Here is a 13,174-nt window from a genome sequence, read left to right on the forward strand (position 1 = left end):
AATAAAAAAACATGGAATCAGTTTAACGATTCCATGTTTTTTCTACATATGACGCATTAACGTACTCGATATTTAAAAATACAATAACAGAAATATAAAATAGAAATTACTGATACATAAACCCATAGTTCATATACAAATCCCTCTCCCCAAACTCCCATAAAATAAAAGAGTGAAGGCAGTGTCAATGTTACCCATGATTGTACGAAAGCAATTCTTCCAAGATATTGATTGATATTCTTTTTTTGTGTATTTAATACAAAGAATAAATACCAAAGTAATGCCCACATAAACCATGTTAACGCATTAACAACATCGTTGAATTGAACAAATGAAACGACCATATAGAATAAAGCAATAATCGCTACCCAAATACAGAACCATCCTAGACCACTACTATCCATTCCCTTTATAAAAGTAACACCTACATATAAATAGGTTAATCCAAATAAAAAGGTAGCTGCATATGAATATACCGTCCAATTACTTTGATCAGAAATCATAATCAAATAGAACGGAATGATAATTTGTAATGCCCCCACAAATAAATTAAAAACACCTGCGCTTTTCATCTCTGCTTTTCCTAATATAACAAGACTATTTAAAAATAAAGCTGCACCTGAAAGTAATAATCCTACATAACCCATATATATTCGTGTGAAAATCTTATCTTTTCACACTTTTAACCTCCCCACACTTTAAAGTGATACCTATATTATTTTTCTTCCCATTTAAAACTACATACATAATTTTTCATCTGAATAAGTCAGACTTCCTACCTTAAAAAAGAGCAAACTTAAAACGCTTTCAATAATAAATAACCCTATCAAAATATGCAATAGGATTCCTTGATTATAAACGGACTCAAACAAGGATACAAGTGTTGGAATACTTTTCAATCATACGTTTTTAATTTCTATAAAAAATGAATAGAATGATACATTTTCCCTATCTCATTCTACTAATGCCTAGCATAAAATATAGTACAATCATATCATTTTAAGGAAGGTTTGATATTTATGCCTCTTCATTATCCAAATCAACCTGTTTTTCACTCCACAGGTGTATTAACAAGAGAGCCTGCAACTGTTTCAGCAGTAGTAAACATTGTAAATTTAGATGCATTTTACGCACACTATGTAAGTATAGAGGTTTGGGATTGGTCTAACTATTCTAATCCTGTAAAATTACCTGTACTAATTGGTGAAAATGCGGAAGTAGTATTTCCATATATTTTACAAGGGAACAACTTAGCAGTTTTTTATGCTGATTTAGGTGACGCTGTTGACTTGTATGAAATTCGTATTTCTTATCCTAGCCACTCCAATATTATCGCAAATTGTTTTGGACGAAGCATACCGCCATACGCAAGCCAAGAAGGTAATACCGTATATCATAAACAACTTGTTCGAATTCATTAAGTTCTCTTTCCAAATCACCAATTTATAAAAGCATTCAATAGATTAAATTCCTATTGAAGTGCTATGGTCAGTAATACTCTCTTTCATTTTCTTTTCCTCAACGAAAACTATTACTGACCTTTGGTTCCTTTATTATACATAAATACAATAAAAATAAAGTATCCTCCTTAAATCATTTGATAGCCATTTTTATTATTTACCTGCCATCTCCAAGAATCTAAACACATTTCTTCTAATCCATATTCCGCTTCCCATCCTAATTCTCGCTTCGCTTTAGATACATCAGCAAAACATATCGCTACGTCCCCAGGACGACGCCCGATAATTTTATACGGTATTTTTTTGCCCGAAACCTTCTCAAAAGCATTAACCATCTCCAATACACTATACCCTTTCCCTGTACCAAGGTTATATGCATCTATTCCTGTAGTTTCAAGCACTTTCTCAAGTGCCTTTACATGTCCTTTTGCAAGGTCAACAACGTGAATATAATCACGAACACCTGTCCCGTCTTTTGTTGGATAGTCATTTCCAAATATATTTAATTCCTTTAACTTCCCTACCGCTACTTGTGTTACATATGGCATTAAATTATTAGGAATCCCATTTGGATCTTCTCCAATACGACCACTTTGATGCGCCCCAAATGGGTTGAAATAACGAAGTAACGCGATACTCCATTCACCATCAGCTTTTGCAACATCACGCATAATTTGCTCTATCATTAACTTTGTTTGCCCATATGGATTTGTCACGCTTAATGGAAATTCTTCCGTAATTGGTGATGTTTTTGGAATTCCATATACAGTTGCAGACGAACTAAAAATAAATTTTTTCACATTATGTTTTTGCATTACATCACATAATATAATCGTACTTATAATATTATTATAATAATATGTAAGCGGAATTGTAGTAGATTCCCCAACTGCTTTGAAGCCAGCAAAATGAATAACTGCTTCAATGTTATTTTCCAAAAAAATCTCATTCATTTTTTCACGATTTAAAACACTTTCATTATAAAATTTAAATTGTTTCCCTGTTATTTCTTTTACTCGGTTTAAAGACTCTATTGAACTATTTGAAAGATTATCTACGACTATAATTTTATAATTATTATTTAATAATTCTATACACGTATGACTACCAATATATCCTGCTCCACCCGTTATAAGTATCGTCATATATATAGTCCCCCACTTATCATCAATTATAAAATTTTATAATCTCAATACACATCTATCCTATCATATTCCAAGATATAAATTCTAAATATTTTAAATTTTCTTTTATATAAAAAGCTACATAACCTTTAAGTTATGTAGCTCTTCAACATCTATATTTTTCTATATCATTTTTTATTACCCAAAAATTTTAGTAAAAGCTATCCAAACGTTCTGATTTGTTAAATTACGTAACAATATACACTTAAAAAGTGTGCCAGGCTTCCTAATAATACGAAAACATGAAAAATTTCATGGTGTCCCATATATTTAAACTCCAACCATTTTGGCTTAGCACCGTAAATAAACCCACCAATTGTATAAAAAATACCTCCAAGTATTAAGAAAAGGATACCTCCTGTACTTAAATTCTCAGCTAGCGGTGCAAAGAATAGAACAATTAACCAACCCATCAGAAGATAAATTCCTGTTGATAACCATCTTGGGCAATTAAACCAAAACATTTTAAAAACAATACCACAAATCGCAGTTGCATAAACCAAACAAAATAGTAGTAAACCATTTGCTGAACTTAATGTAATTAAGCAAAAGGGTGCATATGTACCTGCAATTAATATAAAAATCATAGAATGATCTAACTTCCTAAAGAAATAAATAACACGTTCACTGGCTACAACACTATGATACACAGCTGATGCCATATAAAGGACCATCATCCCAATACCGAATAAAATAACAGCTGTAATTGCAGCAAAAGATGGCATCTTAACAGAAACTTTCACAAGCATAGCTAATAATGCAATAAATGCTAATACAGCTCCTCCTAAGTGAGTAAATGCATTAACCGGTTCTCTTACATAAGCATTCATATAAACACCCCTCATATAATTACATGTAGTTTTAATAACTACATGTAATTATATACGCATTATTTATACTAGTCAACATTTACAATTCACTTGTTTCGTAATACCATATTTAAAGATATACTAAACATTCAGTTCCACTAAGTGATAAAAGTGAGGGGTTTTACGTGGAAAATATAAATAAATTACTTGAATCATTACATTTAGAAAAAAATATTAAACTTGAGGATATCCCAAATGTCGACTTATATGTAGACCAAGTTGTTCAACTATTTGAGAATACTTATGCGGATACAACAAGAACTGATGATGAAAAAGTATTAACAAAAACAATGATTAACAATTACGCAAAAGGGAAACTATTCATCCCTATTAAAAATAAAAAGTATTCAAAAGAGCATATGATTTTAATTAGCTTGATTTACCAATTAAAAGGAGCCCTTTCCATTAATGACATAAAAAGCTCCTTAGAAAATATAAATGTACCTTTACTAAACGATGATACATTCGAATTAAATACTCTCTATAAAGATTATCTTGCTCTTACTGAAACCAATGTGGAAACCTTTAACCAGGACGTAAATAACCGTATTAGGGAAGTAAATGAGATTTCCTCCTTAGAAGATCAAAAGCTAGAAAAGTTTTTATTACTAACATCCTTCGTGACGATGAGTAATATGTACAGACGATTGGCAGAGAAGTTAGTGGACGATTTAAAAGAATCGTAAATAAAAAAACTATCCACCTGTTACAGTGGATAGTTTTTTTATTTACTTAATTGCTTCATGGACTTTTAATTGTTTCCCTTTAATCGTTGTATTTTTCATGGTCTTTAAAACAATTGGTCCTTTTCCATTTAATATTTCAACGTAAGAAACATTGTCCTGTATCGTAATAATTCCTATATCTTCTGCTGTAACACCTTTAATTTTAGCAATTGTGCCGACAAAATCTACCGCTCTAATTTTCTTTTTCTTCCCACCATTAAAGTACAGCTTCATAATCCCTTTGTTTAAGTCTGCACTTTTATCTTTCTTTATAATTGGTTTAGCATGTATTTTTTCCTCAAATACTGCCTTCCCTTTCATAACCTCTTCTTTTGAAGGTGCATATGCCTTTGGAATTTCAAAGCCGATGTACGCCTCAATTTCTTCTAAAAATCTATTTTCATACGGAGTTATGAATGTAATAGCTTTTCCTTTATTGCCAGCTCGTCCCGTTCTTCCCGTACGATGTACATAACTTTCTTTTTCTAACGGAATATCATAGTTAATAACATGTGTAATATTATCAATATCAATTCCTCTAGCAGCTACGTCTGTCGCTACTAAATAACGGAACTTTCCTTTTCTAAAATCGTCCATAACTTCAAAACGATCTTCTTGCACCATACCACCATGTATTTTGTCACAAGGATAGTTAACACGGTTTAACTGTCTAAATACGTGATCTACATTTTCTTGTGTACGGCAAAAAATAATACAACTATCTGGATTCTCAATTGTTGTTACATCTTTAAGAAGTGAAAGCTTCTCCTCTTCTCTCGTCTCAAAAAGTGTATGTTCAATTTTGTCTGTGGTAATCCCGGCAGCCTTAATTTCAATATGCGTTGGCGAATCCATATACGTACGGGATAACTTTTCAACATCTTCTGGAAGTGTTGCCGAAAATAGCATTGTCATTCGCTTTGTAGGTAATTCATCAATAATTGCCTCTACTTGATCAATAAAGCCCATATTTAGCATTTCATCTGCTTCATCAATGACTAAATACTTCAGACATTCTAAAGAAAGGGTACCTTTTTCAATATGATCTAACACACGGCCAGGAGTCCCTACTACGATATGTGTCTTTTGTTTTAACTCTAATTTTTGACGTGCAAATGGAGACTTACCATAAACGGCCGCAGCCTTAATTCTTTTGAAGCGGCCTATATTCGTAATATCTTCTTTCACTTGAACAGCAAGTTCTCTCGTCGGCGTCAAAACTAATGCTTGTGGCTTATTCTCTTCCCATTCCACCATTTCACAAAGTGGAATACCGAATGAAGCTGTTTTTCCACTTCCAGTTTGCGATTTTACAACAAGATCCTTCTTTTTCAATGCAACTGGAATAACCTCTCCTTGCACTTCTGTTGGATGTTCATATCCTAAACCAGTAAGTGCTCGTATTATTTCTTTACTTAATGCATAATTACTAAATTCCTTTTTACTCATATACTAACCTCATTTGAATTTTATATTTAAATAACTATACTCTCCATATCTAACGTCAAGTTATACCAAGATACTATATTAAATCAATGTTTTCAATTCATTTAAGTTTCAATTTATCTACGTATAATTCTTAAATAATAAAGGACAGCCTTAATTATAAGTCTGCCCCTCTAAATTGTATTCATCTTTTATGGAACTAATTTTTTTACAACTGGTATTCTTTGCAATACTAAAGTAATTACCATACTAAGAACAATTGTGATTGTTACATTAATAGGTATTGCCAATATTGCATGTGCATGTTCATTCACCTTTGGAAATACTCTGTACAGATAGTTATTTAATAAGAAATAGTGAAGGATATAAATACCAAGGCTCGCTTGATTTATACCGCGTAATACAAATGGTAATTTTCTTTCTGAATTTCCGAAAGAATATTTGAAAAATACAAATAAACTAATCGCCATAAGTACAACACCTGGAGAAAAGTATCCATACCAAAACTGATCCAATTGTCCGTTGGCCTGAACTGTATAATAATATGTAACAAAGAATGTAATAATAAATCCTACAATTCCTCCAATGTAAGCCAAATTCCTCCACTTTTTCACAATATCATAATTGGATAAATAATAACCAAGAAGGAAATAGCCTACATAATTTGTAACGTAAAATAATTCAATATTAAAGTTGATAGGATAATAATATTTTGCCAAATTAACGACAACAGATGCATATAACCATAAAATTAAAAAATACTCTATCTCTTTCTTTTGAGCATTCTTCACAAAAATTTTCAGTAAAGGTGTAATTAAGTATATCCCTACAATCATGTACATGAACCATAAATGTCCACCAATACTATCTGTTAGAAAATATTTTATCCCCTGTTTTATAGAACGCGGGAAATATCCTGCATAAGCTCCGTATAAATAAAATAAAACACTCCAAGCTACAAAAGGTATAATTACCTTACTTGCACGTTTCTGTATAAATTCTCCAATAGAAATATCTTTCGTACCCTTTAATAATAAAGCCCCACTAATCATCACAAAGATTGGAACGCTAGCGCGTGAAAGTGACTCAAAAAGATTCCCAGACAACCAACGCGAAACGTTATTTGCATCCAATGTGGAAACATAACCAGCGGAGACATGAATTGTAACTACTGCGATTGTCGCTAACACACGCAACCAGTCCATATACACTAATCGTTTCATTAACAGCTCTCCTAAATTTACATATTTGATTTTTCCTATACCACACATAATTTTACATTAAATCATGTTATGTTAAAACAAATTTTGACGATATAAACCTACAGTAGACTTAAATCAACTTAATTTTTTTATATAAACATTAAAACCTTTGACTTATTAGTGAAAATAATGTAAATTATCCTTTGGACGAACATTTTCAAACGAAACAAATAAAATATTCGTATTTTAGGGGTGTAAATGATGGAAAACGTATTTGACTATGAAGATATTCAATTAATTCCTGCAAAATGCATTGTAAACAGTCGATCTGAATGTGATACAACTGTCACTTTAGGAAAACATAAATTTAAATTACCTGTCGTACCTGCAAATATGCAAACGATTATAGATGAAAGAATCGCAACTTATTTAGCTGAAAATAATTACTTCTATATCATGCATCGTTTCCAACCAGAGAAACGAATCTCATTCATTAGAGATATGCAATCACGTGGATTAATTGCTTCAATCAGCGTTGGTGTTAAAGAAGACGAATACGAATTCGTACAACAATTAGCCGCTGAGCAACTTTCACCTGAATACATTACAATCGATATCGCACACGGTCACTCTAATGCTGTGATCAACATGATTCAACATATTAAAAAACATTTACCAGAAAGCTTTGTTATCGCTGGAAACGTTGGAACTCCAGAAGCGGTAAGAGAATTAGAACACGCTGGCGCTGACGCAACAAAAGTTGGTATTGGACCCGGTAAAGTTTGTATTACTAAAATTAAAACAGGCTTTGGAACTGGTGGTTGGCAGTTAGCTGCACTTCGCTGGTGTGCAAAAGCTGCAAGTAAGCCGATTATTGCTGACGGTGGTATTCGTACACACGGTGATGTAGCTAAATCTATTCGATTTGGGGCAACTATGGTTATGGTCGGTTCTCTATTCGCTGGTCATGAAGAGTCTCCAGGGGAAACAATCGAAAAAGATGGAAAGCTTTATAAAGAATACTTCGGTTCAGCTTCTGAATTCCAAAAAGGTGAGAAGAAAAACGTTGAAGGTAAGAAAATGTTCGTGGAGCATAAAGGTTCTTTAGAAGACACTTTAATCGAAATGGAACAAGATCTTCAATCTTCTATCTCTTACGCTGGTGGAACAAAATTAGATGCTATTCGTACTGTAGATTATGTTGTCGTGAAAAACTCTATTTTCAACGGTGATAAAGTATATTAATTCTTATATTGAGCTCGAAGGACAAGCATGTGTATGCCTGTCCTTCTTTTTTATGTATAAAACCGTTAAATATTTTTATTTTACTGAATTTTCTAGTATCATATTTTTAAATACTTAAAATAAGGGGGCTATAATAAATGAAAAATGTAATTGAAAATCGCCTTATTCGCGCAGAAGTTCCTACTGAACTAACATGGGATCTTTCTGATTTGTATAAATCTGATGCCGAGTGGCACGCTGCATTAAACGTATTAGAAAATGATATACAGAAACTTGGTGCATTTAAAGGACGCTTGCATACTAGCTCCACTACTTTACTAAATTGCTTACTTATAGAGGAAGAGCTTTTAATGAAATTAACAAAACTGAGCTCATATGCAAACCTAAAAGAATCTGCTGATCGGACAGATCCAGTTATTCAAGCGAACTCTTCCAAAGTTTCTGCTCTAGGAACGAAAGTACATACAGCACTATCCTTTATTCATAATGAAATTCTCTCATTTGAAGAAGGCACGATTGAAAAATATTTAATTGAGGAGATAAAACTCAACCCTTTTCGTAAATCATTACTAGAAGTGCTGAGCAAAAGGCAGCACACTCTTTCACCTGAAACAGAAGAAGCACTTGCTGCACTTGGCGAAGTTCATAGTTCTCCATACAAAATTTACGGCATGACTAAATTGGCCGATATGGATTTCAATCCTATACAAGACGAACAAGGAAACGAATTCCCTTTGTCATTTGCATTATTTGAAAGCAATTATGAATTCTCTCCAAGCGCATACATACGTAGAAAAGCATATGAATCGTTTGTTTCCACTTTGAAGCGATATAAAAATACAGTTGCCACAACATATGCTACTGAAGTAAAAAAACAAGTGACACTTTCTCGTTTACGCAAATATGAATCCGTTACTCATATGCTTTTAGAGCCGCAAAAAGTTCCACTTGAAATGTATAACAATCAACTTGATATTATTTATAAAGAATTAGCGCCTCATATGCGCCGTTTTGCAGATTTAAAAAAGAAAGTATTAGGACTCGATCAAATGCTTTTCTGCGACTTACATGCACCTTTAGATCCTGAATTTAATCCAGCAATTACTTACGAAGAAGCAGGCAAACTCATTCAAGATTCTTTAAAAGTATTAGGAGATGAATATAGTTCCATTATCGAAAAAGGCTTCAAAGAAAGATGGGTAGATCTTGCAGATAATGTAGGCAAATCAACAGGAGCATTTTGTTCAAGTCCATATGGTTCTCATCCATATATTTTAATTACATGGCAAAATACGATGCGCGGATGCTTCACATTAGCACATGAATTTGGTCATGCTGGGCATTTTTATTTAGCAAATAAAAACCAGCGCATTATGAATGTACGTCCATCTATGTACTTTGTTGAAGCACCATCAACAATGAATGAATTATTACTAGCCCAACATTTACTTGCAACAACTAACGATAAGAGAATGCGCAGATGGGTCATTCTACAACTACTTGGCACATATTATCATAACTTTGTTACTCACTTACTTGAGGGCGAATACCAACGAAGAGTATATACTCTAGCAGAAGAAGGACAAGCACTTACAGCTAAAAGTTTAACCGAAATAAAAACAAATGTCCTTTCTACATTCTGGGGGGATTCTGTAGAAATCGATGAAGGTGCCGGCTTAACTTGGATGCGCCAACCTCATTATTACATGGGCTTATATTCTTACACGTATTCTGCAGGTCTAACTGCATCTACCGCAGTAGCCCAAATGATTAAAGAAGAAGGGCAGCCCGCCGTTGATCGCTGGTTAGATGTACTTCGCGCTGGTGGTACAATGAAACCACTTGAATTAATGAAACATGCCGGAGTAGATATGTCAAAACCAGATGCAATCCGTAAAGCTGTTTCTTACGTTGGCTCCTTAATTGATGAATTAGAGCGTTCTTATCAAGAATAAAAAAATAAGCCCTCGCTTCTTTATGAGGGCTTATTTCATATTTACTTTCCAAATCTTTTACGGTATCCACATTTCCTACATAACTCTTCGACTGCAACTCTTTTCGAAAATCCATCGACAATGTTTGTTGCTCTTTCACCTTCTATAATGTTAGAAAATGAATCATTATTAATATTCCCAAGATTAATAATCCCTTCACCGTCTAAACAGCAAGGAATAACCGTTCCATTTGCTAAAATACCCGCTTGATTTCGAAGACCATGACAGAATCCTTTTCCATCATCCTCTTCTTCATGCAATGCCGGCCATTGAAATTCATAATCTTGATTAATAAAGACACGTTCCGCAATTTTTATACCTTTTCCTGGTGTAAGCTTCTCTTCAATTTGATAAGGCAGATCAAACTCATTTTCAATTATGGATAATAGCTCTCTATTTTTCTGGATTTCAGCATTTGTCTTATTATCCTGAGTTAAATTCCATAACCTTAGCGAAACAATTAAATCTGATTGACTTGTTGCTTCCCTAATGAAGGCAAGTATACTTCTTACATAGCCCTCTTTATCTTGCGAACCTGGATGTCCATCAAAACTGTGCAGGGAAAAGTTCATTTGTCTTAGAGCAGGCTTATTTAACAGTCTATGCCTTCTCTTATTAATTAACGTTCCGTTCGTTGTAATATTAACTTTAAATCCTTTTTCATGGCTTAAATCTAGCAGTTGATCTATTTTTGGATGGAGCAACGGCTCACCCTTCACGTGCAAATAAATGTAGTCTGTGTGAGGTTTAATTTGGTCTAATCTTTTAGCAAAATCCTCCACAGAAATGAATTGCTTCTGCCTTTCCGTCGGCGGACAAAAGCTGCACGCAAGATTACATACACTTGTAATCTCTAAGTAAAACTTCTTAAACTTCTTCACCTTTAATTCCTCACTTCTCTGACTACTTATAATTTTTTCCTCTTCATATTACAGCATACTTTTTTAGAAATAGAAACATACTTATTTTAGGAAATCTGCATACCACCTATTAATGTTTAAAAGACCATCGGTGATTTTTATCCAATGGTCTTTTTTACTCTTTTTATATACAAATGGAAATTTACTTATGATATGGTTCACCACGATTAATACGAAACGCTCTATACACTTGCTCAAGCAATACTAATCGCATTAATTGGTGTGGTAATGTCATTTTCGAAAAAGAAAGAGATTCATTGGAACGCTTCATTACTTCTGAACTTAGTCCAAGTGATCCACCAATTACAAAGGCAACTTTACTCTTTCCATATGTAGCAAGACGATCTAGGCTTACTGCAAATTCTTCTGATGACTTTTGTTTTCCTTCTATCGCTAATGCGATCACGTGCGTATCATCAGAAATTTTATCCAGTATACGTATACCTTCTTTTTCTTTTACAATTAACATTTCGGCTTCACTTAAATTTTCTGGTGCTTTTTCATCTGGCAATTCAATTACTTCTACTTTTGCGTACGCAGATAATCGTTTTAAATATTCTGCTATACCTTGTTTTAAATACTTTTCCTTTAATTTTCCGATTGAAATAATCGAGATATTCACATTTATTCCCCACCTTACAAACATGTTATCCACATAACTTATCCACATATCCACAAATGTTACCCACATATTGTGTGAGAATCTGTGTTCGATACAACATATGTCGCCTCATTTTGACAAAATTCACATGTTTTTTTATCTTTTTCTGAGTTATCCACATTGTTAATAACCGGTGCAACTTCACATTCATCAACAATAATATCTAACGCTAATTCAACATGTTCTAAACAACAAGGTAAATTCATATTCTTCACCTCACTTTTCTACAATAGAAAACAGGAGGTAGGCCCTCCTGTTTTTAATATTTTTGAATGCCTAATTTCACCGTTGTTGTTGCTCTTTTTGTACCACGATAAAACGTAAGAGTCATTTTATCATTAATTTTTTTATCATATAAGGCCGTACGGAACCCAATAATATCGTTTACTGGTTTTCCATCTACCGCTACAATAACATCATGTTCTCGCAAACCAGCATCCGCGCCTGGTGAAGGACTTTTCACATCTAAAATGCAAACTCCCTCTGCTACATTGCCTGGTAAATGTAATGTTTTGGACCAATAATAATTCGGAATCTCATTTAATGATCTAAGTTCAATTCCAACATAAGGTCTTCTTACTTTCCCGTACTTCTCAAGTTCATTCATAATCGGAACGGCTCTAGTAACCGGAATAGCTAATCCGATTCCTTCCACTTCTTTTGCAGCAATTTTCATTGAGTTAATACCAACTAATTGTCCTGCCGCATTTACAAGTGCACCACCACTATTACCTGGATTAATCGCTGCATCTGTTTGTAATACTTCTACTTGCCAATCGTAATGACCATCTTGGTCTAAGTCTACAGGAACAATACGCTCGTTAGCTGAAATAATGCCTTGTGTAACGGTCCCCGAAAATTGCAGTCCGAGTGGATTTCCAATCGCAATGACCGGTTCTCCTCGACGAACTTTATTAGAATCGCCAATCTCAATTATTTTTTTCACATGCTTCGCATCTATTTCTAGTACAGCTAAATCTGTGACTACATCGGTTCCTAATACTTTCCCTGGGACCTTCTTACCGTCACTTAGACTTACTTCAATACGATTTGCTCCAGCAACGACATGGTTATTTGTTACAATGTAAGCTTGTCCATCTGTCTTTTTATAAATGACACCAGATCCTGTACCGGCTTCTGAATCTGCCTCTGAAAAATTGTCTCGTTGAATATTAATAATACCAACAACAGCTTCAGAAGCGCGATCAACAGCGTCTACAAAGCTAACCTGTTTAATCCCTTGAGCTTCAGCCATGTTACTTCCACTTGCTTCAGCTTGCGGAAGCGTGCCAGCATGATTCGAAAATAAAGGCGCCCCAAATGCAAATAATGAAGCCCCTACAATTGTTCCTGCTATGCTAGAAATGACAATACCTTTATGCTTCTTTTTACCTGCACGTTTTATACGATACTTTTCTTCATCAATAAAGGACATATTTGTTCACCTATCTTCCTGAAAACAACTATA

The 13,174-nt window shown here is 33.8% G+C and carries 13 protein-coding genes; 4 read left to right on the plus strand and 9 right to left on the minus strand.

The features are described 5' to 3' along the window. Positions 1-56 precede the first annotated feature (56 nt). Positions 57-647, minus strand: coding sequence for an AmiS/UreI family transporter (locus MHB70_RS25585; RefSeq protein WP_000542573.1), 591 nt, complete (start codon positions 645-647; stop codon positions 57-59). A 372-nt stretch (positions 648-1,019) separates the two neighbouring features. Between MHB70_RS25585 and MHB70_RS25590 the strand changes: the two genes are divergently transcribed. Further along, positions 1,020-1,421, plus strand: coding sequence for a hypothetical protein (locus MHB70_RS25590; protein ID WP_001128273.1), 402 nt, complete (start codon positions 1,020-1,022; stop codon positions 1,419-1,421). 167 nt (positions 1,422-1,588) lie between these two features. Here the strand turns inward: MHB70_RS25590 and galE are convergent, their stop codons facing one another. Next, on the minus strand, positions 1,589-2,605 hold the full coding sequence (galE, locus tag MHB70_RS25595; protein ID WP_061529417.1) for a UDP-glucose 4-epimerase GalE: 1,017 nt from the start codon (positions 2,603-2,605) through the stop codon (positions 1,589-1,591). Between the two features lie 221 nt (positions 2,606-2,826). Continuing rightward, entirely contained in the window at positions 2,827-3,474 is a 648-nt protein-coding gene (gene trhA / locus MHB70_RS25600) for a PAQR family membrane homeostasis protein TrhA (protein ID WP_000995370.1), read from the minus strand. A gap of 164 nt (positions 3,475-3,638) precedes the next feature. Between trhA and MHB70_RS25605 the strand changes: the two genes are divergently transcribed. Further along, positions 3,639-4,199, plus strand: a complete 561-nt coding sequence (locus MHB70_RS25605) for a DUF1836 domain-containing protein (protein WP_000427895.1) — start codon at positions 3,639-3,641, stop codon at positions 4,197-4,199. A 42-nt stretch (positions 4,200-4,241) separates the two neighbouring features. On the opposite strand, the gene dbpA is transcribed toward MHB70_RS25605, so the two are convergent. Beyond that, positions 4,242-5,687, minus strand: coding sequence for an ATP-dependent RNA helicase DbpA (gene dbpA / locus MHB70_RS25610; protein WP_000037208.1), 1,446 nt, complete (start codon positions 5,685-5,687; stop codon positions 4,242-4,244). 188 nt (positions 5,688-5,875) lie between these two features. After that, positions 5,876-6,907: an acyltransferase gene (locus tag MHB70_RS25615; RefSeq protein ID WP_000827026.1), complete on the minus strand. Its 1,032-nt coding sequence runs from the start codon at positions 6,905-6,907 to the stop codon at positions 5,876-5,878. Between the two features lie 240 nt (positions 6,908-7,147). Here MHB70_RS25615 and guaC point away from each other — a divergent pair, with 240 nt between their 5' ends. Both guaC and pepF read left to right on the plus strand, forming a co-directional pair. After that, a complete protein-coding gene (gene guaC / locus MHB70_RS25620) occupies positions 7,148-8,131 on the plus strand; it encodes a GMP reductase (RefSeq protein ID WP_000432439.1) in 984 nt (327 codons plus the stop codon). Positions 8,132-8,268: 137 nt separating this feature from the next. Then, positions 8,269-10,086, plus strand: coding sequence for an oligoendopeptidase F (gene pepF / locus MHB70_RS25625; RefSeq protein ID WP_000800001.1), 1,818 nt, complete (start codon positions 8,269-8,271; stop codon positions 10,084-10,086). Positions 10,087-10,127: 41 nt separating this feature from the next. Here pepF and MHB70_RS25630 read toward each other — a convergent pair whose 3' ends face one another. The 4 genes from MHB70_RS25630 to MHB70_RS25645 all read right to left on the minus strand — a co-directional run bounded on the left by MHB70_RS25630 (position 10,128) and on the right by MHB70_RS25645 (position 13,141). Beyond that, the gene (locus MHB70_RS25630; protein WP_000713626.1) at positions 10,128-11,006 is read right to left on the minus strand and encodes a radical SAM/SPASM domain-containing protein; all 879 of its coding nucleotides are present in this window, start codon (positions 11,004-11,006) and stop codon (positions 10,128-10,130) included. 181 nt (positions 11,007-11,187) lie between these two features. Then, the gene (rlmH, locus tag MHB70_RS25635) at positions 11,188-11,667 is read right to left on the minus strand and encodes a 23S rRNA (pseudouridine(1915)-N(3))-methyltransferase RlmH (protein WP_001027003.1); all 480 of its coding nucleotides are present in this window, start codon (positions 11,665-11,667) and stop codon (positions 11,188-11,190) included. A gap of 59 nt (positions 11,668-11,726) precedes the next feature. Then, the gene (locus tag MHB70_RS25640) at positions 11,727-11,912 is read right to left on the minus strand and encodes a CxxH/CxxC protein (protein WP_001052826.1); all 186 of its coding nucleotides are present in this window, start codon (positions 11,910-11,912) and stop codon (positions 11,727-11,729) included. Between the two features lie 53 nt (positions 11,913-11,965). After that, the gene (locus MHB70_RS25645; protein WP_061529416.1) at positions 11,966-13,141 is read right to left on the minus strand and encodes a S1C family serine protease; all 1,176 of its coding nucleotides are present in this window, start codon (positions 13,139-13,141) and stop codon (positions 11,966-11,968) included. Positions 13,142-13,174 lie beyond the last annotated feature (33 nt).

The sequence above is a fragment of the Bacillus sp. FSL M7-1020 genome, from assembly GCF_038050415.1.
Taxonomy (GTDB): Bacteria; Bacillota; Bacilli; order Bacillales; family Bacillaceae_G; genus Bacillus_A; species Bacillus_A toyonensis.